A 24,103-nucleotide genomic window follows, 5' to 3' on the forward strand; every position below is an offset into this window, starting at 1 on the left:
TAATGGTTAAGAATCCAATTCTTACCGGCATGAATCCTGATCCAAGTGCTTGTACCGATGGCCAGCGGTACTATATTGCGACCTCAACGTTTGAATGGTATCCGGGTATTAAGATTTATGTTTCGGATGATCTGGCGAACTGGGACTTGGTTGCACGTCCATTAACGACCAAACAGGTTAACCTGAAAGGAATACCCGACAGTGCTGGTGTTTGGGCACCTGGTCTTCGTTATTTTGATGGCAAGTTTTGGTTAACATATTCGGTGATGCACCAAATTGACGGTGTCTATAAGGACTTGCGAAATTACGTGGTCACAGCCGAGCATGTAGAAGACGAATGGTCAGATCCGATTTTTATAGGTGCTCAAGGGTTTGATCCGTCTTTATTCCAAGATGACGATGGCCAGATTTATCTTGTTTCGCAAAACTGGGACTATCGACAAACTTATTTACATCAGAAATTCAACGGCATTTTAATGCAAAAGTTTGATGATGAAAAGAAAACGCTGGTGGGACCGAGTAAGCGTATTTTTACCGGTAGTCCGCAGGGTGGGACGGAAGGGCCGTCCATTTTCCGGCACAACGGGTATTACTATCTTTTGATGGCCGAAGGAGGTTCTGGCCGCCACCATTCAATCACGGTTGCGCGCAGTCAGCGGGTTACCGGGCCTTATGAGTTATCGCCCAATGTTACGTTGTTGACAGCCTTCAATGCCGATGATCAGCCAATTCAAAAAGCCGGTCATGGTAACTTGATTGAGACGCCGGATGGCCGAACGTTTTTAGTCCATTTGATGAGTCGCTACTTGCCCGGTACTGGCATGAGTATGCTTGGGCGGGAAACGGCGATTGAAGAAATTACATGGCAAGATGACTGGCCAATCTTGAAAGGCGGTGGTCAAGCGCCAGCCGAGGTCGTTGAAGATTTGCCACGAGTCACACCTGAGTCGACTTACGAAACTGATTTCTCTGGCGGTTTGGATCTTAGTTGGAGCAGTTTACGTCAACCATCTTTACAGAAGAAAAGCCAAGAAGTCGGATTGGTACTAAAGGCAGATGAATCGCTATCGTCTTTGTTATCGCAGGCAATGGTAGTTCGTTCATGGCAGGCATTTTCGTTTGAAACAACAGCAACTCTTTCGTTCGAGCCGCAAAGTTTCCGTCACCAAGCTGGGCTAGTGCTTTATTACAACACAAAAAATTGGCTATTTCTGTATGTTAGTCATGATGAAATAACCGACCGACGAATTCTGAATTTGCAGATGGCTAAACAAGGACATATTACGGAACCATCTAATGGTTTGTATGCTTATTTACCTGATAACGGCGATGTACAGTTACGCTTTGTTGTTGCTACCGGAGTGGCACATGCTTATTACCAAGTGAAGGCGGATGGCTTTCAGTCTTTTGGTCGACACATCGATGTTAGTTTCTTGTCTGATGAAGGTGTTGGCGGCTGGGGATTTACAGGCGCCATGATCGGCCTAACTGCTATTGATACTGATCGCAAAGACACAACTGCGACTTTTTCGCATTTTGAGATGAAAACAACGGAGGAAAAATTGTGACAAACACAGAGCAATTGAATGAATGGGCAACTGATAAACTAGACAAAATCCAGACAAAAACGTTACAGAGCCTTAAGCGCCATGGCAAAAAAATGATTCCGTATCAAGCTATGAATGGCGTTTACACCAAAGACATGGCCAAGGAAGACATTACTTGGTGGACCAATGGATTTTGGGGAGGATGGTTGTGGCAGCTAAATCATTATCAGCCCAATGCCGATCTAGAAGCGGCGGCTATTGCCAATGAAGATGAGCTGGACGCAGCTTTTTTAAAGTATCAAGGTCTGCACCATGATGTCGGTTTTATGTGGTTGCCAACTGCGGTCACCCATTATCGTCAAGATCAAAATGAACGGGCATACTGGCGGGGCCGACATGCAGCAGATTTGCTGGCAGGTCGTTACAACCCAGCTGGTCATTATCTGCGTTCCTGGAATCGTGATCGCGCTGGCTGGGTGATTATTGACTCTATGATTAATATTCAATTGCTATACTGGGCTAGCGAAGTGACGAAGGATCCACGGTTTGCGATGATCGCAGATGAACATGCGCATACGGTCATGCAAAATCACGTGCGGCCAGATGGCTCGGTTTCACATATTGTGGTTTTCGACCCGACCACGGGAGAACGCTTACGGACTGAAACAGGGCAAGGTTATGACGAAAATAGTAGCTGGTCACGCGGCCAAGGATGGGCAATTTATGGTTTTGCCTTAGCTTATCGCCACACAGGCAAACCTGAGTACTTGGCAACGGCAAAACGAGTTGCAAATTATTTCTTGGCAAATACAGCACAGACAAACCATATTCCAGCCATCGATTTTCGTGCACCGTCAAAAGACGCGGGAACCGATACGTCTGCTGCGGCAGTGGCTGCTTGCGGTATGCTTGAAATCGCGAATCATTGTAAAGACACTGAGGCGATGCTTTATACAACTGGTGCGGTCGATATGTTGCAGGCAGTAAGCGAGCGGTTTGCCAATTATGATGCCAACGTGGATGGCATTTTATCAGGCGCTACGACTGCCTACCATGAAGCGACTGGGCATAATGTAAACCTGAACTATGGTGATTACTATTTTGTTGAAGCGTTATTGCGCGTGATTAATAAGGACATATTGGTCTGGTAGTTGCAAGGTTTGATCAAAAGCCGGTTTGGAAAACAGGGATAAACGTGCAGACGAAAGCAGATCTTTTACAGTGGTTAAAGCAAATGGTTCCCGGAGATCTAAAATATCTCGATCAAAGCGGCGCGGCCTACCTGCCAGAGATTCGCGAACTAGAGGCGATTCTCCGACCGCTTTGGGCAATTTTGCCAGCTTATTTTAGCGGGGAGCCGCTAACAACGAGTGAGCAATTTTATTTAAATGAACTAAAGCGGAGGGTTGAAACTGGCGATTTACCGGCGATAACGACCCATAACCGCCAGATTGCAGTTGAACTTGGCGTCATTGCTTATGCCCTTGGTACCTATCGCGAACGGTTTCTTAACTTGTTTTCCGCAAAAGGACAAAAGCAATTTGCTGCTTGGCTAAACACAATTAACGATATTGAATTTCCTGCTGGTAATTGGTACTTTTTCTTGGCTCTCATCAATGCGGCGCTTCGGCGAAATCACTTTCCATATTCGAAGGAAAAGTTAACGGATGCGCTTGATAAGATTGAGACCTTCTATAAAGGCAATAACTGGTATACAGACGGATCCAATGAGCAGTCTGACTACTACATTGCTTTTGCGTTTCACTTCTACGGGATGATCTATGCCAGTTTTGTCGATGATGACGCAGCGCAATTGTTTAGGCAACGCGCACTTGGATTTGCTCATGATTTTCAATATTGGTTTGATGATCAAGGTCGTTCATTGCCTTTTGGACGTAGCTTGACTTACCGATTTGCTCACGTTTCATTTTGGAGCGCGATGGTGACGACCGGATTGTATCGCGACTCGGACTTCTCACTTGGGCAGATTAAAGGCATTATCTTGCGGAATTTTCGGTTTTGGCAAAAACAACCGATTGTGGTTCCGGCCGAACATAATCTTGCCATCGGTTATGGCTATGCCCAGCAAGTGATGGCGGAAGATTATAATGCCCCCGGTTCGCCAATGTGGGCCTTCAAAAGCTTGATTTTGTTAGGGCTGCCGGCTGATCACGCTTTTTGGCAGGTAAAAGAAGCAAGCTTAGAGAAATGGCACCATGTTGCTGAAACTGGACCGGGTTTCTTGATTGACCATGACGATCAGCAAGTAACGGCTTTGTCAGCACGCCAATATGCTAATAGTCCCCAGCTTTACCGCGGCACTGAAAAGTATAGTAAGTTTGCCTACTCGACCTATTTCGGCTTTAACGTCAGTCGCGGACAAAGTGGGTTGAGTCAGTTTGCGATTGACTCAACACTGGCTTTTTCAATCCCGGGGCACGATCAATATGCAACACGCCATGTGATTGACGATGCGGCCGTTTTTTCTGAATACGCAGTTAGCAAGTGGCGAGTGTGGCATGACATTCAAGTGGTCAGCTATTTAATACCGGTGGCTGCCAATTGCCATGTCCGCCTTCACGAAATTGACACACCCTATGCAGTGATGACTGCAGAAGGGGGCTTTCCGCTAGCAAATTGGAACCATAAATATAATCAGTCTCGCATCAGTGAAACAGTGTGCGTAGCTTATAGCGATCACGGTCAATCCCTGATTAAAAGTTTAGCAGGAACGCGGCAACCGCTGTTAGTACCACAAGGGCCGAATACGAATCTTTATTCTCCGGAAAAAAACGCCATTCCTGTATTGACAGCGACGCTTACAGCTGGTCAGCACGTCTTAGGCTGTTTGGTGTTTGGTGATCCAAATACCAAGAAGCAGATCGCAGAAGTGTCCTTGACGATGTCAGACAAAGCTTTTGAGCTAAAAATGCCTGGTCGGCTTGTAACAATTTCGCGAGCAACACCACTGAAGAGGAGGCGAAAAAATTGAAAAGAGCGTTGATTTATTTATGGTGGTTGGGAGGGACACCAGCCAGCCACAGTAAGTGCTTATCTCGCCGCGCAATTAAAGGAAGTAGGATTTGACGTGACGCGCACGCCCTCACTGGATGTGCTCGATGATGTCGACACGCTATTCGACTTTAATCTCATTATCATACACTGGACGCGCGGTGAACTCAGTCCTGAGCGATTTGATAATATTTCTGCAGCAGTTGCACACGGCGTTGGTTTGGCGGGGATTCATGGTGGCTTAACATCGGCCTTTCAAAACAATAAAAAATGGCTTTGGTTAACCGGTGGATGTTTTGTGGCACATCCTGGTGGCCTCAATACAACCTATACCGTGAAGATATTGGATCATCAGCATCCAATTACACAGCATTTGGATGACTTTGAGATTCAAACCGAGCAGTATTTTGTGCTGATGGATCCTGCGATTCATGTGTTAGCGGATACTGTGTTTGCAGCTGGTGAGCATCCAGAGGCAACTAATCCGGAGCCGATTCATCTTCCGGTTGCTTGGATCAAGCGGTGGGGCCGCGGCCGGGTTTTCTTTCAATCGCTTGGGCATGATCTCACAACTTGTCAACGTCCGGAAGTTACAAGGCTAACGCTGCAAGGGTTTCAGTGGGCTGCGCAGTGATTTAGTGAGTGGAAGCGGATGACGTCAAGTCTGCTTGTAACTGAAAGCACAGCTTGTTTGAAGCTTTTTTTATTTATTATTGAAAATCGACCTTATGACTATAGCATGAGTCGCAGGTCATCAGAGCTTAGGCGAAAGGAAGATCAAACAATGACAAAAATTTTAACGATGGGCGAGATGCTGTTGCGTTTAAAACCAACCGACCATCAGCGCATTATTCAGGCAAATACGTACGATGCTAATTATGGTGGGTCTGAGGCCAATGTTGCGGTGTCGCTGGCACTTTTGGGGGATGATGTTGAGCTTCTAACCAAGTTGCCTCAGAATGCACTCGGTGATATGGCGCTCAATACTGTTCGTCAGTACGGCGTGAAGACGCAAAAAATTCTGCGCGGTGGTCGGCGTCTAGGGATCTACTTTTTTGAAAAAGGTGCCAGTGTCCGAAACACGAATGTTGTGTATGACCGTGCTGATAGCTCGTTTGCGACTGTTTCGCGAACTGAATTTGATTGGGAAAAGCTTCTCGGCAATGTTGACTATTTTTATTTCTCCGGGATCACTGCAGCTTTGTCGGATTCGATTCGCGCATCGTTGCTTGATGCCTGCAAAGCTTGCCGTGATCGCAATGTGACCGTTGTATGCGATATGAACTATCGCGGTAAAATGTGGACGCCTAAAGAAGCCCAAGCGTGCATGCAGACATTGATGCCGTATATTAATATTTGCATCGCCAATGATGAGGATTTTGAAGCAACGCTGGGTATTAAAGCGTTTGATGGCGATATGACGCGCGGTATTGAGCAAAAACAGCAGTTTGAACAAGCAATGCGCGAAGTTCAGGCCAAATATCCAAACTGTCACACGGTGGCAAGCGTGCTGCGCGATATTCATTCAGTCGAAGACAGCCAATGGACAGCCATGATGCTGCACGATGGTCAGATGGTTGAAGGTCCCACCTATAAAATGCACGTTTATGAAGGCGTAGCTGGTGGCGACGCGTTTGGCGCGGGGCTAGTTCATGGGTTTGTGAACGGATTTAAAGCGCAGGAAATGATTGATTATGCGATTACGGCATCTGTCATGAAGTTGACGATTCCAGGCGATTTGAATCTGGCTACAGATCAAGATATCCGCAATGCGATGGCGTCAGGTAATTCGGTCAATCGCTGAAGGCTCGCCAAGCCCATTTCAGTCCTGTGAAACCTTTTCTAATTGATCAGAAACCTTGAAGTTATGCTTTAGCTGGGGCCAGATATGCTTGTCGGCCCAAGCAATGATAACACCATTAAACAGGATGGAAAAAATTGTTGCGACGTTAATACCCAGTAAACGCCCAGAAGAAAAATAAGCAATAATGATGACCACGATCGGTGGAATGAAGTCAATCATTTGTGCAGCCGTCGCGTTTCCCCGTAGATAAAGAAAACGAAGGATGTTTGTTGTGTCGTCATTTGGATGCATAATGATGTTTGCTCGTTGATATAACGAAATCGCGATCCCAAAAGAAACAACCCCAAAGCATGAAACCAATCCGCGCGCCACGACTGGCCAAGTGCCAACTCCCAGAGTAGTGAACAACCATGTAAAAATATTGACAAAATAGCCATAAAAAATAGCATAAATAATTTCCCCGATGAATCTTGGCAAATCAATATGTTTAATCAAGAACTGGTTGGTTAAGGCATTTAAAAAACCGCTGATGATCAAAATGATGCCGATGTCCCAGTTTTGCCATGCATTTAGGTTAATCGCTGCTGCTGTCCAAATACCGCTTCCCATCGCACCAACGATACACAGACCTTGGCCAAAAGCATTTAGCAATAAGCCAATGATCAAACCTGACCAACGTTCCGTACGCGAATTAATAAACATAAGCTCCTCCTGATGACAAAGTGGTGTCCGTTTGTTGAAGTATATTCAATATACCACGTTTTTTAAATAAGAAACAGCATTTCCTATTAATAAATTTCATGTATTGCTCAATGGCTGTCAACGCATAGCAATGAGGGACAAGGAACAAACCATTCGCGATATTTATAATGGAAAAAGGCAGTCGCCCCGCTTGTTGTCACAACAAGCGGGGCGACTGCCTTTTGTGTGGGTCGGTTGCGATTACTGATGGGCAGTTAATAATAACCTTACAGCGTTTGTTCAATCGCGTGCTGTGTATTGAGCAACAAACGGATGAAGTTGGACTGCCGTTCTTTGTTCACTCGATATTTCGGCGAACTGATACTGAAGGCACCATAAATTCTGCCAGCTTTCATGATCGAAGCACCGAGGCAAAGAACTTCCGGTTGGTTTTCTTCATTATCGATGGACACGCCCATTTCTTGAATGTTTTTCAGATTCTGGCGAAGTTTTGGCAGACTGGTAATCGTATTTGGGGTCAGTGGTTTAAGCTTATGCGTCTCAAGATAATCATCTAAATGCTTGCGCGAATAGTTGGCTAGCAGCGCTTTGCCCATCGCGGACGAGTACATGTTCATTGTACCGCCGATGATAGATTCCAACTTGATACTGTTGGGGCTTTCAAGCTTTTCGACCAACACGATTTTGTCGTTGCGGACAATGCCGAGGTTAATCGTCTCGTTGGTTTCATCACGCAAAGTCTCAAGGAACGGCCGGGCGACCTTGGCGATGTCAAAACTGTCGAGCGCTTTTTTGGCATATGGAATGAGCTCAGTGCCGAGATAATAGCGCTTGGTGCTTTCATCACGGCGAACAAAGCCAATCATATCTAGCGTGTTGAGAATCTTTAGAATCGTCGGTTTTGACGAACTTAAGGCGGCGCTCATGTCTGCCAGCGATGGTGGATCATCAGCCTTCATGAGATAGTCTAAGATGTCCTTAGCTTTGATGAGCACCGTGCCATAAGGTTTTTGGTGGTTTTCCTTTACTTGTTCCAATTGAAGGCCTCCAAACAAAATTTAAAAGTTTATTATATAGAAATATACATTGAAAAAAATGGTTTGTCCAGTGTGTTTCTTACTGAATACTGTTTTTTTGCAATGGTCGCGCCCAGACATTGCTTGTTTGATGGCGTTTACATATAGATTACCAAAATAACGGGTTGTTTCAAAATATTTTGTTTCATTTTTGGAAATTGTGATATTCATTTAAGAAAAGCTTAACTTGAAGCGGGCGCAACTGGCAAAAGGGCACAGGTTAATCTAAGGACACAAGCCATTTGCTGAGCGTCCATCGTTCGGAAAATCAGATATAATAAAGTTATTAAATGAAAAGGATGGTTGACCATGGATCAGAATAAGTTGAAGCAGGAGGCCGCTCAAAAGGCAGCTGAATTTGTTGAAGACGGGATGACGATTGGCTTGGGCACTGGCTCGACAGTGTTTTATCTAGTTGAAGCGATTGCACAACGGGTCAAGGAAGAGCACCTGAATCTGACCGGTGTTGCGACCAGCGTGCGGACGCGTAAGCAAGCAGAGTCTCTTGGCATTCCCATGAAGGATCTGGATGAAGTGGCGCAAATCGATTTAACGATTGACGGCGCCGATGAAGTGGACAAGCATTTCCAAGGCATCAAAGGCGGCGGACGCGCGCATTTGATCGAAAAAATTGTGGCGATTAATTCTGCGCGCAATATCTGGATTGTGGATGAAACCAAATTGGTGGATACGCTGGGTAAGTTTCCGTTGCCGCTTGAAGTGATTCCCTTTGGCAGCGGCAAGTTGTTGCAGCGTCTTAGGGATGAAGGCCTGAAGCCGGCTTATCGCCTGAACGACGACGGCACCAAGGCATTGACTGACTCGAAGAATTATATCATTGATCTGCATCTTGGGCACATCGACCATCCGCATTTGTTAGCGGAATGGCTGAACAGGCAGGTGGGGATTGTCGAACATGGGCTATTCCTTGATCTCGTCAAAACCGTGGTTGTCGGCACCACGCATGGCCCGGAAATCTTGGATGCGCACCGCGGTTAATAACTAACTAAAATAAACAACAAACGCGCACTGTCTGCTGAACAGCGCTCACGATAAACCCTCAAAGCTGCAATTTGGTTTTGAGGTTTTTTTGTGTTGGCGTTTTTGCCGATTCGGTCTGATTCAGCGGGCTGATGCTCACGGATGACTTAAAAGTGATTATAAATGTTTATAGATGTTTCTTTTAAAACCTTATTAAAACAGCCTTTATAAGCTTTAACCGTTTTTTAAAGCCGTGAATTTGGGAAAAAATGTTCTTAAATGATTTACATTAAAGCGCTTCCATGTTATAGTCGTTTTGGAAATAAAAAGAAAGAATGTTTATCATAAAGAAATAAATGAACGGCTCAACAATATCCTTTGTTTTTAACCATTTCATCAAAATAGTTGAGTTTTCCTACGTGACGAGGCGCGAATTCTGCAGGTGAGTTTTTGAGAAGGACGATTTTTCCTAACGTATCATGTGGCGGGAACTCTATTTCCAAAAGGTATACACCGATTTTACATAGCTAGTGATCCAAGCAATCAGCAACAAAGCATCAAGGAGGCAGAAATTGAAATCTGAAAACTTAATGAATGCCCAGCGCTTTTTTAACGCCGGGATCGTGGACAAAGGTATGGTGACGGCAGCACTGGATGATGCTGTGAAGCATCTTGATTTAAACATGAAGGTGTTCGGCGAGAATTTTCCTGAGCCTCAACGGTGAACAACCGCTATGCGCCGATGAAAAATACGGAATGGACCAATGGCTTTTGGACCGGCCTGTTGTGGCTGGCTTATGAGTATACAGGTGACCACAAGTATCGTGCGTTGGCCGAAAAGAATGTCGCCAGTTTTGCTGACCGGATTGATCGCAAAGTTTCCGTTGATCATCACGATTTAGGCTTTTTGTATTCACCATCAGTGGTCAGTGCGTATCGGCTGACTGACAGCACGTTGGCAAAGGACACTGGGATCAAGGCGGCCGACCAGTTGCTCACGCGTTTCCATGAAAAAGGCGGCTTTATCCAGGCGTGGGGCGCAAAGGGCGCTAAGGATGAAAATCGGCTGATCATTGATGCGTTGCTGAATATTCCGCTGCTGTATTGGGTAACGAACGTGACTGGAGATTCTAAGTATCGGCAGGTGGCTGATCGCCATTACCAAACGGCGCTTAAGACAGTGTTTCGTGAGGACGGATCCACGTTTCATACTTATTTCTTCGATGATGCGGGGAATCCGTTACGTGGGGCGACGCGGCAAGGTTATGCTGACGATTCCGATTGGGCCCGCGGGCAGGCGTGGGCGATTTACGGGACGGCGTTGCACTACTATGACACGCATGATGCGGCCACATTTGACAGTTTCAAAGCCGTGACCAACTTTTTCTTAAATCGGCTTCCGGGAGATGATGTGCCGTATTGGGATCTGATTTTTCAAGACGGCAGTGATCAAAGTCGCGATTCGTCTTCAGCGGCGATTGCGGTATGCGGCTTGCATGAGATGTTGAAATATTTGCCGGAGTCGGATCCGGATAAGCCGGTTTATCGGGCGGCAATGCATGCCCAGTTGAAGTCGCTGATTCAAAATTATGCGACGCCGGTGGACGGCCAAACTGCGGAACCGCTTTTGCTTCACGGCGTCTATTCATGGCATTCCAGTCATGGCGTGGATGAGGGGAATTTATGGGGCGACTATTTCTATATGGAAGCGTTGATCAGGTTTTATAAGGATTGGCAATTATATTGGTAGGAGGCTTTTAAAATGACGGAACCAAATATTAAGGCAGTACGGCTGGATGAGCGGCTGATTCATGGACAAGGACGGTTGTGGATTTCCAACCTCGGCGTCAACTTGGTGATCGTGGCCAATGACGAGGTCGCCAAAAGTCACATTCAGCAACAGTTGATGTCTTCATTAATGCCGGAGTCGGTGGGAATTCGCTTCTTTTCACTTCAAGAGACGATCGATAAGATTTTCAAAGCATCGCCGCGGCAAACAATTTTCATTATTGTCAAAACGGCGCAGGATGTTTTGACGTTGGCGGAAGGTGGTGTGCCGATCAAAGAATTGAACGTGGGCAATATTCATATGAAAGAAGGCAAAACGCGACTGACGAATTTTATTTCGGTGGATGCAGATGACCTGCACGCGTTGAGGACGTTGCATGAAAAGTATCATGTGGATTTGAACACGCGGACGACGCCGCTGGGGAACGATGTCGGATCGGATTTTGATTTAAACGATTATGTTGCTAAGCATTAACACTTATGATAACGCGTTCACCGGCGCAGAAGTCTGCGTGTCAGGATCTCCGGCGCAGTGGCCTGAAAGTCCGGGCCATCCCGCCCGACACTGCGTATACGCTGACCTGTAAGCGCGCCGGTTCACGCTCAAGGGGGAGAAAAGCATGACCTATTCTATTGTTCAAGCACTTTTGGTGGGTCTCTGGGCGGCATTTTGTTTTGCCGGCCAGCAATGGGGCATTTACACCAACCGGGCATTATTTATTTCATTTGGTATCGGCTTGATTTTGGGTGATTTGCAAACAGCTGTTGTTTTCGGGGCAACTGCGGAACTGGCCTTTATGGGCTTCGGGGTTGGTCCCGGGGGCTCAACCCCGCCTAATCCGTTGGGGCCAGGCGTGGTTGGCACGATCATGGCGATTTCGATTTCAGGGTTGAAACCGGCCGCGGCCTTGTCGCTGTCGTATCCGTTTGCGATTTTGATTCCATTCGTCATCACGTTTATTTTCTCGGTCAATGCCAACAACTTGGCATGGTCACGAAAGGCGATTGAAGAAGGCAAGTATCGGCGGTTCCATTTCCTGGCAAATACCACGTTGCTCGGGTTCATCATTTTCGCCTTCTGCTTCGGCTTTGCGGCGACCTTGAGTACGTCGGCGTTGAAGGTGTTCGTTCAGGCGATTCCGCAATGGCTGATCAGTGGTTTGACCGTTGCCGGCGGGTTGCTTCCGGCCGTTGGGTTCGCCTTAATCATGAGCACGATGGTCAAGAAGGAATATATTCCGGCGCTGATTCTGGGTTACGTTTGCGTTGCCTATCTGAAGATGCCGGTTATCGGGTTAGCTTTTGCCGGGGCTGTATTGGCGTTCAACAACTATTACAATGGTCGCCGTGCTGATAAGAAGGATCATGGCACTAACGGCAACGATGACGGCAGTAACGAGAATGAAGGGGGTATTGAAGATGGCATCTAGTCGCAAACCGGTTTTAACCAAAAAAGATTATTTAAACTCCATTCTCCGTTCTTATGTCCTACAAAATGCCCAAAACTACGGCACCATGCAGGGAACTGGAATGGCGAACAGTATCATGCCGCAGTTGCGGAAAATCTATAAAGACGATGAAGCGGAGTTTAAGCGCGTGACAACGTCCAATTTGGAATTTTACAACACGAATCCGCAGCCATATCCGTTTGTGACCAGCATCATGCTTGCCATGTATGACAGTGGTCAGGATGAAAATGATGTGCGGGCGATCAAGTTTGCATTGATGGGACCGTTAGCCGGGATTGGCGACGCGCTTTCGCAATTCGGGTTGGCACCGCTGTTCAGTTCGATTTTTGCCTCCTTGGCACTTCAGGGGATGACCTGGGCGCCGATTCCGTTTATTCTGTGCTTGTTCGGCATCACATTCGGTGTTCGGATGTTGATGGGATACTTGGGCTGGAAAGTCGGCACGAGCATCATCGACACACTGTCGGATCGGATGGCGGCAATTGCCGATGTCGCCAGCATGTTGGGCCTGACCGTGATTGCCGGGTTGTCGGTTTCTTTTGTGAAAGTCAACTTAGCCTGGCAGTATACGCAGGTGATCAAAGGCAAGACGCAGGTCGTGGCGATTCAGACCATTTTGGATAAGATCATGCCGTACATGCTGCCGATTGCGCTCACGTATTTTGTTTATTGGCTGATTACCAAGAAAAAATGGACCATTTACAAGATTGTCATTTTGCTTTTTGTTGCCGGCGTCCTGCTATCGGTGCTGGGGATCTTAAAGTAAACAGATGATGCATTCGGCCGTCGCAAACCTTTGTCGACGGCTGTTTTAGAAATTAACAAGGCGAAAAAATTGGAGGATTTGAACACATGAATTACGCAATGGCAGTTGTCGGTCACGGGCGCTATCCAGAAGGGGTATTGTCCGCCTTGAAGTTGTTAATCGGTACCACAGAGGGCATGACCGCGTTTAATCTGGACGAAACCACGACTCACGAGCAATTCGAGCAGCGGTTAAAAAGTTTTCTTGATGAAAATGATCACGCTTTGGTCTTCGCTGACATGACTGGTGGCGCGCCACATCAAATAGTTGCGCGGCTGATGCTGGAGCAAAATCGGCCACACCAATACATTATTTCCAGTGCGCCATTGAACTTGATTTTGGATCTATACGCTAAAAATATGGGCGGCTTTGACGATGCCAGCGTTGATGAAACACTCCGGCATACCGTCACACTGTCAAAAGACTTGATTGAAATTTTGCCAGACAGAATGAAGACCAACTCTGATGAAGTGCCGGTGCCGGATATTAAGCACGAAGATGAAGGAGATGGGATCTGATGACGGTGTGGCAAATTGCGTTGATTGTGATGGTGATCATTGTCTGTGCACTTTATCTAGTCGCGATTCCGCTGGCGAAACGATCAGCCATGCGCAAACAGGCCAAAATGGTTGATCAGATGCATGCGAATCTGAAACCTGGTGATCAGATTGTTTTGATTGATGGCATTGTCGGGAAAATCAAACATTTGAATCAGGAAGACGTTCAAGTTGAAATTGCAGCTAATACCGTGATCACGGTTAAACGGATGGGGATTGCTGGTGTTGTGAAGGAGGCGGCGACAGGTGACGGAAACGAGTTGGACCACGTACATTCAGCAGTTGAGTCAACAGCGGCATCTCACGGATGATGCTCGTAAAAATGCTGACCGATTGTTAAAGAACGAATTTTTATTTGACAGTCCTTATGCGATGGAACCAACGCAAGTGAGTTACACCATGGATCCGATTACCTGGCAGCAGACGCCTAATGGGGATCCGGAGTGGTTGTATATGTTGAAGCGCCAAGAGTATTTGCTGGATCTTTTGGAAGCTTATTACGAAACCGGCCGCAGTGACTATCAAGTTAAAATGAAAGCTTTGTTGTTTGACTGGCTTGATGAAAATCTGGCGGTGCCGGATACTTGGCGCACGATTGATACCGGCATTCGCTTGCTTAATTGGACGGGTGTTGTCGCGAATCTGTTGGAAGATCAGCAGTTAACCCATGAAGAGCAAGCCCGCATTGAAGAAGCCGTCAATGTTCAGGCGACATACTTGCAGCAAAATTACACTGAAAAATTTGATATCAGTAACTGGGGTGTGTTGATCACCACGGGTATCTTGGTATATGCGGCGCGCTTTCCAGAGGTTTTACCGCGCGCGATTGTCCAGTGGGCCCAGCAAAAATTTGAGACTGAACTGGATTTGCAAGTTGACGCGCAAGGGATGCAATGGGAACAGTCGCCGCTTTATCTACTTGAAGTCTGGCGGAGCACCCTAGCCGTCATTGCCGCACAGCAGCGAGCCGGGATGCCAGTCGCGCCGATCGTGCTGATAAAAGCCCGTGCCATGCAACAAATGATCACGCAGTATGTGAAACCGGATTTATTGTTGCTGCAGCAAGGCGACACCGACGCGATTCGGATTGACAGCCTGTACCATGCGTCGGCAGCGCTGTTGCAACAACCATCACCATTGCAGCAACGGTTGGCACCGGTGGTTGATTTTGCCTTGTTAGAGCTGAGGCATCAGGAATGGCAGGTGCCAAAAGCGGACGCGGAACAGTCGCTGTCAGAAGTATTTGCGGCGACCACGAGCGGCAATTACTTTTGGCGGTCTGGTTGGGATGCTAAAGCAGATTATTGGCATGTGTTTAATGGCAATTTAGGCAGTGGCCACGGACACGCAGCGCTGGGGCATGTCGATTTGACGATTGGCGGCCATGACGTGTTGGTGGACCCGGGTCGTTACACATATGTTGACGGGACTGAACGGCGACAGCTCAAGTCAGTGGCTGCGCATAATACGGTCATGCTGGATCAGCGGCCGTTTAGCTTGCCAAACGACTCGTGGAAGTATCGCTATGTGGCGACACCAGTGCAGCATTCATTGATCGATTTTGGCGGCGGGCAGGTGGTTAAGCTGACGTTTCTTGATCAGGCACAGACGCAACCAGCGCTTGTCACGCGGCTGTTGATCAGCTTAAGCCAAGAACGTTTATGGCTGGTCGTTGATATGATCCATCAGCCCGGGCGCCATTCGCTGAAACGGTTTTGGCAGGTTGCGCCGCAGTTAACTGTGACACAACAGGATCATGGCTATCAACTTGGTGAGGTGGCGAACTTTGCGACAACTGATACCCAAATGTGGACCAGTCAGCAGCTCTTTTCACCGCGGTATAACGAACTTGAGCACCTGACGCGGGTGGAAAGTGAAACGACATTTACCGATTTCACGGTGCAAGCGGCGGTGTTTGCGTCGCAACAACAACCGCTGACTCTCACGCCGATTGCCGCGCAACACTCTGGCGATCGCCAAGCGCTTGTGCCGCAACGGCTAGCGGCTGGATTCCGCATTGATTTGGGCGAGGGACGCAACATTTTGGTGACCCTGCAACCGGAAAATACGATCGTTGGCCGCAAACTTTATTGGTTTGATGGTACCGAGGCGTATGGCAGTTTGAATATTTTTGAGCGGCAGGTACAGCAGGTCAAGCAACATTTTCAGGTGTTTTAAGGATGAAAAAGAAGAAAACAAGCCTTGAACTGCGGCTATTGTTGGGCTTACTTTCGCTAGCGCTGACATTTTCGATCGGCGGCTGTCAGGCACTCAAGCCGACGGATGCGCTGGCCGTGGCGGGTACGCCGATTTCGACCAAAGTTTACCGTTTATTCCTACAAAATGAAAAAGCCTTAACGGTCAATCGCTATGTTACCAAGTATCACGCCAAGTATGACACGCACTTTTGGCAGACAAAATACGGACGCCAAACGCCGCAACAGGCCGCGCAAGTGCAGGCGATGAAAAAGCTGCGGCAGTTTGTGGTGGAAGATCAGGCGTTGGTGAAGGCAAAACTGCTGGACAAACCGTTGGCGGAGTTTGCGGTTTTGAAGAAAACTAACGGCACCGGCGCGGATTTGACGGGAATGGCCGCGGCACAGAAACAGCATCGCGAGTTGATGTTGAAATTACAGTCGCAGTACGTTAAGGCACACCGTAAGTCGGTGACGGAGAAGCAGCAAGGGGGTTTTTATAGCCACAACAAAAGCAAATATTGGGCGCGCCCGAATGTCATCCATTATGAAACACTGACTTTTAACCGGGGAAAAATCAATAATCTTAGTGATTTTACCGCGATGATTCAGCAGGTTAACGGCCAGCAAACTGATTTGGCCAGCGTGCAGAAGGTATTTGGCGCAGCAGGTTTCCAAGGGCAGCTGAACCAAACCGATTCGCTGCATGATGCCGACCAATATTACGGCGCCTATTTGCGGGCGACCAATGACCACACCGGGCAGATTGGCCAGATTTTTGCGGCATGGTTGTCGGATCGGAAAATGTGTCTTGTGCGCGTCACGAAATCAGTACATGGCGGCTTTGTCCCATTTGCCGATGTGCAAGAAGATGTGACGGCGAAAATTTTGCAGAAGCAACTGGCCGAGACGCTAGCGAACCGAGCTAAACATGCCGGCGTGAATGGTGATCCAGCCGTACTTGCCAAGGAAACGTTAGCGTAAAATGGAGGATGAAGGATGAAACAATGGCGGGTGACACAAGGGAAATTATTGGCGATTTTACTGGCCATGGTTGGATTAGCCGTGCTGGTCAACGGGCAGGCACCGCAACGCTCATTAGCCGCCGGGCCGCGGACGTTTTACGTGGCCAACGATGGCAGTGATCACAATGACGGGTTGTCGGCAAATCAGCCGTGGCAATCGCTGGAAAAAGTGGCGGCGACGCATTTTCAGCCAGGCGATCGCATTTTGTTGGATGCCAATAGCGTTTGGAATGGGCAATTGATTTTGGATGGTGCAAAAAACGGTGAAGGAACCAGTGGCGCGCCGATCACGCTTGGCAGTTACAACCAAGGCAGCACCGGCAAAAAAGCGATTATCAACGGCATGGGGACGACGGCTGACAAAAATCCTTATCATGCGCGGCATTTGAGTAATCTTAATTTGATGACCGGAACCGTTGAATTGTGGAATGCCAATCATTGGACGATTGCCGATTTAGAGGTGACCAATACGGCCGGTGACGGAAATCGGCAGGGGATGCGGATTGGGATTTTGGTCGCGTCCGACATTCCTCGCGACTATCCGGCTGGCAATGATGCTGCGGCGGTGCAACAGAAGCTGGCGATTTTTAAGGCTTCGCACCGAACTGGCATCACAATTACGAATAATCACGTTCACAATGTCGATGGAGCGTATCAAAGTGACCTGATTCTCGACCAAACCGGCAAGTTGGTGGCGGCGGGGAAAAATTCCGGTGGCATCATCATTGTCGGCAACACCGATGTGACGGCGACCCACAATGTCATCACCGATGTCGCCAACGAAGGGCTGCGCAATGATGCCAACGCCTCGGTTTTGCCAGGTGGTTGGGATCAGTATTCTTTTCAGGCCAGCGCTAAAACGGTTTTCAAAAATAACTACATTCGCAACAGCGCCGGTGACGGGATTGTGATTAGTGCAAGCGAAAATGGTACCGCTGAGTATAATACCGTGCAAGCTGCCAACACGATGCCGAACTCGAAAAACAAAGCTGGCGCCAGTAAAAATTTTGCCGGCCTGTGGTTTATGGGCGGCGAATATAACCTTGCGCAATATAATGAAGTGTTTGATATCCCCAACCATTATCTGGATGGCGCCGCGTTTGATTTTGACGGATTCGCAGCCAAAGGCGTTTACCAATACAATTACTCACACGATAATTCCGGCGGGTTCACCTTGTTCATGGGCGATCATCAGACGGATAACGTTTTCCGCTATAACCTGAGCGTCAATGACGTGAAAGACGTGCCATCGCCGGCGCTGAATCATTTGATTTTCGTGGTTTCCGGCAAGGTTGACGGCATCGACGGCTTCCCGCTGTTCAACAACAACACGTTCATCGTCGGCAAAGCCGTGAAAAACCTGATGATTTCCAACAACGGCCAGACGGGAATTCGTTTCGTCAACAATTTGGTTTACGCGCCGGGTGGCAATGTGCCACGTTTTGTCGTCAATCAAAATGGCACGAAACGCCCGGTCTTTACCGAAGGCCGATTGGATCATAACCTATTTTATCCGCAAGCGCTGATGGATGAAAGCCATGCCGGGACCGTGGACGTGAGTGGGAATATTTTTGCAGATCCACAGTTGGCCGACGCTGGGGCAAAACCGAGCGGCGTCATTCGCCATGCGGACGGTACCTTTGATCGCAGCGAGTTGGCAGCATTTGTGCCGCAAGCCCAATCGCCAGCTACCAAGGCGGGGATTAACGTGGATGCGCTAACCCCGGCGGCAGTGAAAGAAAAGTTCCCGATTAGCCAAGACTTTGCCGGCAAACCAATTGATTTTCAACATCCGACAATCGGCGCCTTTGAAGCAGCAGCGGCGGTTCCGGTGGTGCATAAAGACAATTTAAAAGCGTTGATTGATCAGGCACTTGATGCTAAGAAGACCGATCGTTATTTGTTGGCAAGCGTGGCCAAAAAGCAGGCGTTTGATCGAGCTGTAGTGGATGGCCAGAGCGTTTTAGCTGATTCGCAGGTCAATCAAGCCACTGTTGATCGGGCGGTAAAGGCGTTGAAAACAGCCATGAATCAGCTTGACGGTCAGAAAATTGCTCAAACGCCTTCGACGACGCCTCAAGAAAGGGCTTCTAAGCATGACGTTGGCGGTAAGAAAAAGCCTGAGCGTGATCGGGAGGACGAAACGTTACCGCAAACAGGTGATTTAATGGTTCGTGGCTTATCGATGTTCGGGGTGCTGATTCTTGTCAGCGGCGTTTTTGGCAGTTTGTATTTGAAGCATGCCAGAGAAAAGTGAAATTTAGAAATCCTGGTAAATAAAAAACGCCTGTAACCGTTGCGGTTGTAGGCGTTTTTGCTATTCATATGATATGATGGCTGTAACAGAGAAGTTAATACGGCGGTTTGGCAAATCCAACGTATTGTGAGGTGGTCGCCTATGCGCGATGATCAAAATCTATACGAAGGGAGGTGCCCTGTTGTCCGTTGCTGACGCGTTGATGTTGATGCTGATGCTGACCTTTGCTATGTTCACTATAGCATTGGCTGCATTCATCATTGATGTTATCGTAGCAATTTTAGGCAATCAAAAAGACCGTCACTAGATTTCTGGTGGAAGTCTAACGGTCTTCAGATTGTTACAACTTCAATGCCAGCTGTCTCAAACAACTAACTCTGCCAGAGGAGGAGTGCTGTAGCTAACCAGTGCTCCTCTTCGTTTTTTATTGTAGCATGAAAAACGATCTGGCTACAACAATTCTTGTCCATGAGTATACGTGATAGCAATTTTAGGCAATCAAAAAGACCGTCACTAGATTTCTGAGCGGAAGTCTAACGTTCTTTGGATTGTTAAAGCCATTCTAGCATGAAAATCCAGCTAACCGCAATCATCCCTGATCATATTTTTGGGCCATTCTGTAACCACAAAACCCCCGCTGTCTCAGCAAACAGCGGGGGTTGTTATGTATTGGCCGACCGGCTGGGAAACCGGTCGGCGATTTCTACTTTGGAGGAGTAAAAATGAAAAAGTTGGGTTGGGGTTTGTAGGAATGAGTGGGTGGCTCATTTCTATGTTGTTAATACTACCGAGCAGTTGTGACGAAATTGTGACGTTGTTATGTTGTTTGTGTTATTCATGTTCGGTGAAAGCTTGACGGTATGCGAGACAGCTTGCCGTGCCAGTCTTTTCGCCTTCAAGATCGTCGCTTACCCAGATATGCCTTAACTTCATAAGGTCGTAGCGTATCACCGGCGTCATCGACGTAATTGCTAATCAACAACTGAGCAGCTTGTGGCTGGCGTTTAGTGATGTTCCGGGTGAGTGTCTCGTCAGTGAAGTTGCTGACAACAAGTAGTTCCTGATCAGCGGCGTGACGTTGATACATATAGACCTCGGCGTCATTCGGATCGAGTAAGGTGTAGTCACCATAAACGATCAAGTCCGGATACTGTTTGCGCAAGCAGTTGAGCTTTTGATAAAAGAAGAAAACCGAGTCCGGATCGGCCAAGGCGTCAGTCGCATTAATCGTCGTGTGATTGGGATTGACGGCCAGCCACGGTGTCCCGCTGGTGAAGCCGGCCTGATTCTCGGCGGTCCATTGCATTGGCGTGCGGGCGTTATCTCGCGAGCGGCGGTGGATTCTTTTCAGCATATCTTCCGGCGCCAAGGCGTGTTGCTGTTCGACCAGCTCGTGCCAGGCATTCAACGTGTCGAGATCGCGATAGTCGTGGATGGACGGGAAGGCTGCGTTGGTCATCCCGAGTTCTTCGCCTTGATAAATGTACGGGGTGCCTTCGAGAAAATGCAACGTGCCGGCGAGCATTTTGGCGGAACGTACCCGGAAAGCCGGGCGGTCATCGCCAAAACGCGAGACGGCGCGAGCTTGGTCGTGATTGTCCCAGTACAGGCTATTCCAGGCTTTGCCGTGCAAGGCGGTTTGCCAGTCGGATAAGACGCGCTTGAGATCGGTCAGCTTAGGGCGATGCAGGGACCACTTGCCGAATTGCGGGTCGTTATCAAGGCCTACATGCTTGAATTGGAAGACCATTTCCAATTCGTGGCGGTCAAAACCGGTGTATTGCAGCGCCAGGTCAGGGGTCACGCCAGGCGCTTCGCCAACCGTCATGAGATTGTACTTGCTCAGCACCGCTTGATTCATGGCGCGCAAATAGTCGTGCACATGCGGACCGTTGGCAATCAGACCCAGCGAGTTGCCGTTGGGTTGTGCAAAAAGATGCGGGTCATCCTTAAATTTATCCGGCTTAGAAATCAGATTAATGACGTCCATGCGAAAACCGTCAATGCCTTGCTTGCACCACCAAGTCATCATGTTGAACACGGCATCGCGTACCGCAGGATTTTGCCAGTTGAGGTCGGGTTGTTTGACTGCGAAAAGATGAAGATAATACTGGCCGACTTCCGGCACATAGGTCCATGCCGAGCCACCAAAATCTGCCCGCCAATTGGTTGGGGCATGACCGTTGACGGGATCGCGCCAGATGTACCAGTCGTGATAAGGATTGGTGCGGCTTTGCTTGGCAGCTTGGAACCAGGGATGTTCGTCAGAGGTGTGGTTGACGACCAAGTCCATCATGATTTTCAGGTCGCGGGCGTGGGCTTCCTTTAGCAAACGTTTAAAGTCCGCCATCGTGCCAAACTCAGGCATGATTTGCTGGTAGTCTGCGATATCATAGCCGTTATCGGCGTTGGGCGACTTGTAAATTGGATTGAGCCAGATCACATCGGCGCCGAGCTGCTTGATGTAATCCAGATGTTGAATGATCCCGGGCAAATCACCGATGCCATCGCCGTTGCTGTCTTGAAAACTACGCGGATAGACCTGGTAAACGACTGCTTCCTGCCACCAACTTTTATGCATGTGGAAAAACCTCCTGAGCGTGAGCCGGCGCGTTTAGAAGCCGGAGTGTAAGTGGCCTTGGGCGTGATGGCCCGTTCTTGGCCATTGCGCCTGAGGTCCTTACACGCAGACTTCTGCGCCGTTAAACGCGTTAATATATATCGTCAATTTCAGTATAAAGGTTTCATCCATCAACGCAGGTAAAAATGGTGTAAACCCGGTTTACTCAAGGCAGTTGCGCCGCACAATCGAAATCTTTTCAAAAAAATCCGGCAAGCAACCGGATGAAACCATTGCTTACCGGAAAATATGTTGGTGATCGTAAGGGCATGTGGCGGGGCTTTGACTTGACCGGGCTGAAACAAATAGATAAAACAGTCGGCACCGTTTTAATCACCAGTCTGCGCAGTTTGCATGCTCGCAGGATTTTTGTTTCAGCCGAAGATCTTAGTGTTTAATCAACGTTGCAAAGCCAGATTCGCTTAGCCTTGATCGTTGTGCAGGTGCGGATCGGCCGGTTTGAAGGTTGGCACGTCGCCCATAGCTTCAGGATTTTCCTGGTAGGTGAATTTTTCACCATCTTTGGCGACTTGACCTTCAAAGGCACGCGAGCCGTCGCCATCCGAGAAGTTCATCAGTACGTGGGAAAATTCAGTGTGTTCGATGTCTTTCATATCGCCTGGAACGACCACCCCGTATTTGTCCTCGAGTTCTTCTTGTGCCTTCATGAATTGCAGTTGGTGCTGGGTTTCGCGGGCTAAAAGGAACTTGAGCATGTCGCGGACACCTTCATCGCGGGTCATGTAGTACAGGCGGCTTACCTGAAGACGGGCTTCGGATTCACGGACAACGTTGAAGCGCATGTCCGCTACCAAGTTGCCGCTGGAAGTTGCGTAGCCTGCGTTCCAGGCGGCGCCGTTGGGGTTGTTCAAACTGGCGGTTAACCCATGCACGATCGCATGTTCAGGATCCATGCCGCCCATGACCGCAGCCAGTGCCGGATCGGACTGGTACGCGTCAGCTTCCGCATAAATCGGCGCACCTTCTAACAACCGCGCGATCATCGTCGAAATCATCTCGACATGGGCGATTTCCTCGGTACCGGTGTCCAGCAGCAAATCCTTATACTTTTCGCTGCCGGTCGATGACCAACCTTGCGACAGGTAAGACATCATCCCGGTTACTTCGCCCCATTGGCCACCAAGTGATTCCTGCAGCCGGCGCGCCATCAATGGATCCGGGCGATCCGGTTTCGCGTTGTATTGCAACTTTCGCGTGTGCTTAAACATGAAATACCCTCTTTCTTGAAAGATCAAGGCAGATGTGGACAAGACCCTGCAGTGTGCGACTTGCACTGGATCTTGCCATCGCCAAGACGACAGTTGCTTTAAAAAGAAAGCGAAATGCCCCGCCACATCATGTACAATGTTGACACCATAAACATTGTACACAATTAAATATAGTGCGTCATATTATGATGTCAATAAGAAGATAATTCATGAATGGCGGAAAAAGGCCGGGGAACGCCCTACATTCCGCGGCAAAACGAAATGGTTAAAAATATCTTATGGCCGCTAAGTACAAAAATAGGCGAAGACATTTTTGCCTTCGCCATTCATGTTGAAAGGTTACCATGAAGGTTAAGCTTATACAGCTAACGCCTCCCACATGGTCTCCGCGGAGCGATATTTTCTCAACTCGTCTGGGTTCCTTGCTTCTTGCAGTGCCAGTCGCAAAGCTTCGAACAGTAAACCGGTTGGCCAACGATTCAGTGAGAACCTAAGCCGGTACCAAAGAAACTTTGACTTTCAGCCCTAGTCCTTCAGCATACCGATTTAAGGTGACTAGCGTGGGAATTGAATCTAAACGCTCAATCTTTGCAAGCTGTGGTTGCTTCATGGCAATTTTTTCGGCAAAGTCTTTTTGACTAATTCCCCTTTTGATACGTTCTGCCACTAACTCTGCCAGCGTATCGATAATGGTCATTTCTTCAGACGATAAAGCAGTGATTGTCGGTTTATATTCCTTCCACGCTGTCATAATCTAGTTCTCCTTTCGCTTCAACCAGTCTTCAAGATTGCTTAAAGCCTTTTGAACTTCGCGTCTGTTTGTCTTGTTTTGGCGTTTAGTATAGTGATGCAGCAGAATATAATGATTTTTGTTCCAAGCTGCATAGAATATTCGCTCCAGCATTGGCCGTAATTCAAAAAACGGTTTTGAATATCCCTTTTATTAACAAATCTTAGTATCCACTTATTTAATCCTGCCTCGTCAATTGACCACGGTCACTTTGGGTCCTGAATTTAAAAAAGCGCGCATCTCTTT

Annotated in this window: 21 protein-coding genes and 3 pseudogenes; 18 read left to right on the plus strand and 6 right to left on the minus strand. The window is 48.1% G+C overall.

The window, feature by feature from the left end; translation table 11 throughout:
- The first annotated feature begins 2 nt into the window (after positions 1–2).
- The 5 genes from BVJ53_RS00610 (at position 3) to BVJ53_RS00630 (ending at position 6,363) form a co-directional block, all read left to right on the plus strand.
- On the plus strand, positions 3–1,568 hold the full coding sequence (locus BVJ53_RS00610) for a glycoside hydrolase family 43 protein (protein ID WP_129300688.1): 1,566 nt from the start codon (positions 3–5) through the stop codon (positions 1,566–1,568).
- Positions 1,565–2,698 carry a glycoside hydrolase family protein gene (locus BVJ53_RS00615; protein WP_238150113.1) on the plus strand — a complete coding sequence of 378 codons (1,134 nt, stop codon included), beginning with the start codon at positions 1,565–1,567 and terminating at the stop codon, positions 2,696–2,698. The genes BVJ53_RS00610 and BVJ53_RS00615 overlap by 4 nt, the downstream gene beginning before the upstream one ends.
- A gap of 44 nt (positions 2,699–2,742) precedes the next feature.
- Positions 2,743–4,539, plus strand: coding sequence for a DUF2264 domain-containing protein (locus tag BVJ53_RS00620; RefSeq protein WP_129300689.1), 1,797 nt, complete (start codon positions 2,743–2,745; stop codon positions 4,537–4,539).
- A 15-nt stretch (positions 4,540–4,554) separates the two neighbouring features.
- Positions 4,555–5,193, plus strand: coding sequence for a ThuA domain-containing protein (locus tag BVJ53_RS00625; protein ID WP_129300690.1), 639 nt, complete (start codon positions 4,555–4,557; stop codon positions 5,191–5,193).
- 150 nt (positions 5,194–5,343) lie between these two features.
- Complete coding sequence (locus tag BVJ53_RS00630) at positions 5,344–6,363, plus strand: sugar kinase (protein ID WP_129300691.1); 1,020 nt, start codon at positions 5,344–5,346, stop codon at positions 6,361–6,363.
- 18 nt (positions 6,364–6,381) lie between these two features.
- On the opposite strand, the gene BVJ53_RS00635 is transcribed toward BVJ53_RS00630, so the two are convergent.
- Both BVJ53_RS00635 and BVJ53_RS00640 read right to left on the minus strand, forming a co-directional pair.
- Positions 6,382–7,026 (minus strand): hypothetical protein, encoded by a 645-nt coding sequence (locus tag BVJ53_RS00635; RefSeq protein ID WP_129300754.1) that lies wholly within the window; start codon positions 7,024–7,026, stop codon positions 6,382–6,384.
- 305 nt (positions 7,027–7,331) lie between these two features.
- Positions 7,332–8,102, minus strand: coding sequence for an IclR family transcriptional regulator (locus BVJ53_RS00640; RefSeq protein ID WP_129300692.1), 771 nt, complete (start codon positions 8,100–8,102; stop codon positions 7,332–7,334).
- A 348-nt stretch (positions 8,103–8,450) separates the two neighbouring features.
- Between BVJ53_RS00640 and rpiA the strand changes: the two genes are divergently transcribed.
- The 12 genes and pseudogenes from rpiA to BVJ53_RS15550 form a co-directional block, all read left to right on the plus strand.
- Positions 8,451–9,140 (plus strand): ribose-5-phosphate isomerase RpiA, encoded by a 690-nt coding sequence (gene rpiA / locus BVJ53_RS00645; RefSeq protein ID WP_129300693.1) that lies wholly within the window; start codon positions 8,451–8,453, stop codon positions 9,138–9,140.
- A gap of 554 nt (positions 9,141–9,694) precedes the next feature.
- A pseudogene (locus tag BVJ53_RS00650) lies at positions 9,695–10,872 on the plus strand (glycoside hydrolase family 88 protein).
- 12 nt (positions 10,873–10,884) lie between these two features.
- On the plus strand, positions 10,885–11,385 hold the full coding sequence (locus BVJ53_RS00655) for a PTS sugar transporter subunit IIB (protein WP_129300694.1): 501 nt from the start codon (positions 10,885–10,887) through the stop codon (positions 11,383–11,385).
- A 145-nt stretch (positions 11,386–11,530) separates the two neighbouring features.
- A complete protein-coding gene (locus BVJ53_RS00665) occupies positions 11,531–12,340 on the plus strand; it encodes a PTS mannose/fructose/sorbose/N-acetylgalactosamine transporter subunit IIC (RefSeq protein ID WP_129300696.1) in 810 nt (269 codons plus the stop codon).
- A complete protein-coding gene (locus BVJ53_RS00670) occupies positions 12,330–13,145 on the plus strand; it encodes a PTS system mannose/fructose/sorbose family transporter subunit IID (protein WP_129300697.1) in 816 nt (271 codons plus the stop codon). The genes BVJ53_RS00665 and BVJ53_RS00670 overlap by 11 nt, the downstream gene beginning before the upstream one ends.
- An 86-nt stretch (positions 13,146–13,231) precedes the next feature.
- A complete protein-coding gene (locus BVJ53_RS00675) occupies positions 13,232–13,702 on the plus strand; it encodes a PTS sugar transporter subunit IIA (RefSeq protein ID WP_129300698.1) in 471 nt (156 codons plus the stop codon).
- Positions 13,702–14,052 (plus strand): preprotein translocase subunit YajC, encoded by a 351-nt coding sequence (yajC, locus tag BVJ53_RS00680; protein WP_129300699.1) that lies wholly within the window; start codon positions 13,702–13,704, stop codon positions 14,050–14,052. The genes BVJ53_RS00675 and yajC overlap by 1 nt, the downstream gene beginning before the upstream one ends.
- Positions 13,988–15,919: a heparinase II/III family protein gene (locus BVJ53_RS00685; RefSeq protein WP_129300700.1), complete on the plus strand. Its 1,932-nt coding sequence runs from the start codon at positions 13,988–13,990 to the stop codon at positions 15,917–15,919. Before yajC ends, BVJ53_RS00685 begins: the two co-directional genes overlap by 65 nt.
- 2 nt (positions 15,920–15,921) lie before the next feature.
- Positions 15,922–16,920: a hypothetical protein gene (locus BVJ53_RS00690; protein ID WP_129300701.1), complete on the plus strand. Its 999-nt coding sequence runs from the start codon at positions 15,922–15,924 to the stop codon at positions 16,918–16,920.
- A gap of 15 nt (positions 16,921–16,935) precedes the next feature.
- Complete coding sequence (locus tag BVJ53_RS00695) at positions 16,936–19,218, plus strand: right-handed parallel beta-helix repeat-containing protein (RefSeq protein ID WP_129300702.1); 2,283 nt, start codon at positions 16,936–16,938, stop codon at positions 19,216–19,218.
- 181 nt (positions 19,219–19,399) lie between these two features.
- Positions 19,400–19,525 (plus strand): holin, encoded by a 126-nt coding sequence (locus tag BVJ53_RS00700; RefSeq protein WP_414467412.1) that lies wholly within the window; start codon positions 19,400–19,402, stop codon positions 19,523–19,525.
- 296 nt (positions 19,526–19,821) lie between these two features.
- Positions 19,822–20,029: pseudogene (locus BVJ53_RS15550) on the plus strand (hypothetical protein); the annotation flags it as partial.
- Positions 20,030–20,113: 84 nt separating this feature from the next.
- Here the strand turns inward: BVJ53_RS15550 and BVJ53_RS00705 are convergent.
- Positions 20,114–21,799: a glycoside hydrolase family 13 protein gene (locus tag BVJ53_RS00705; RefSeq protein WP_129300704.1), complete on the minus strand. Its 1,686-nt coding sequence runs from the start codon at positions 21,797–21,799 to the stop codon at positions 20,114–20,116.
- Positions 21,800–22,062: 263 nt separating this feature from the next.
- Between BVJ53_RS00705 and BVJ53_RS14920 the strand changes: the two genes are divergently transcribed.
- On the plus strand, positions 22,063–22,236 hold the full coding sequence (locus tag BVJ53_RS14920) for a hypothetical protein (RefSeq protein WP_158280520.1): 174 nt from the start codon (positions 22,063–22,065) through the stop codon (positions 22,234–22,236).
- A gap of 24 nt (positions 22,237–22,260) precedes the next feature.
- Here the strand turns inward: BVJ53_RS14920 and BVJ53_RS00710 are convergent, their stop codons facing one another.
- The 3 genes and pseudogenes from BVJ53_RS00710 to BVJ53_RS00720 all read right to left on the minus strand — a co-directional run.
- Entirely contained in the window at positions 22,261–23,067 is an 807-nt protein-coding gene (locus BVJ53_RS00710) for a manganese catalase (protein WP_129300705.1), read from the minus strand.
- 490 nt (positions 23,068–23,557) lie between these two features.
- Positions 23,558–23,818, minus strand: a complete 261-nt coding sequence (locus BVJ53_RS00715; protein ID WP_191983419.1) for a helix-turn-helix domain-containing protein — start codon at positions 23,816–23,818, stop codon at positions 23,558–23,560.
- A gap of 3 nt (positions 23,819–23,821) precedes the next feature.
- Positions 23,822–24,007 (minus strand): annotated as a pseudogene (locus BVJ53_RS00720) (type II toxin-antitoxin system RelE/ParE family toxin); the annotation flags it as partial.
- Positions 24,008–24,103: the final 96 nt, after the last annotated feature.

The sequence above is a fragment of the Lacticaseibacillus chiayiensis genome (assembly GCF_004123795.1).
In the GTDB taxonomy this organism is placed as follows: Bacteria; Bacillota; Bacilli; order Lactobacillales; family Lactobacillaceae; genus Lacticaseibacillus; species Lacticaseibacillus chiayiensis.

Coding starts and splice junctions, on each gene's coding strand:
- BVJ53_RS00610 (WP_129300688.1), top strand. CDS start 3: ATGGTTAAGAATCCAATTCTTACCGGCATGAATCCTGATCCAAGTGCT.
- BVJ53_RS00630 (WP_129300691.1), top strand. CDS start 5,344: ATGACAAAAATTTTAACGATGGGCGAGATGCTGTTGCGTTTAAAACCA.
- rpiA (WP_129300693.1), top strand. CDS start 8,451: ATGGATCAGAATAAGTTGAAGCAGGAGGCCGCTCAAAAGGCAGCTGAA.
- BVJ53_RS00655 (WP_129300694.1), top strand. CDS start 10,885: ATGACGGAACCAAATATTAAGGCAGTACGGCTGGATGAGCGGCTGATT.
- BVJ53_RS00665 (WP_129300696.1), top strand. CDS start 11,531: ATGACCTATTCTATTGTTCAAGCACTTTTGGTGGGTCTCTGGGCGGCA.
- BVJ53_RS00670 (WP_129300697.1), top strand. CDS start 12,330: ATGGCATCTAGTCGCAAACCGGTTTTAACCAAAAAAGATTATTTAAAC.
- BVJ53_RS00675 (WP_129300698.1), top strand. CDS start 13,232: ATGAATTACGCAATGGCAGTTGTCGGTCACGGGCGCTATCCAGAAGGG.
- yajC (WP_129300699.1), top strand. CDS start 13,702: ATGACGGTGTGGCAAATTGCGTTGATTGTGATGGTGATCATTGTCTGT.
- BVJ53_RS00690 (WP_129300701.1), top strand. CDS start 15,922: ATGAAAAAGAAGAAAACAAGCCTTGAACTGCGGCTATTGTTGGGCTTA.
- BVJ53_RS00695 (WP_129300702.1), top strand. CDS start 16,936: ATGAAACAATGGCGGGTGACACAAGGGAAATTATTGGCGATTTTACTG.
- BVJ53_RS00705 (WP_129300704.1), bottom strand. CDS start 21,799: ATGCATAAAAGTTGGTGGCAGGAAGCAGTCGTTTACCAGGTCTATCCG.
- BVJ53_RS14920 (WP_158280520.1), top strand. CDS start 22,063: ATGAAACCATTGCTTACCGGAAAATATGTTGGTGATCGTAAGGGCATG.
- BVJ53_RS00710 (WP_129300705.1), bottom strand. CDS start 23,067: ATGTTTAAGCACACGCGAAAGTTGCAATACAACGCGAAACCGGATCGC.
- BVJ53_RS00715 (WP_191983419.1), bottom strand. CDS start 23,818: ATGACAGCGTGGAAGGAATATAAACCGACAATCACTGCTTTATCGTCT.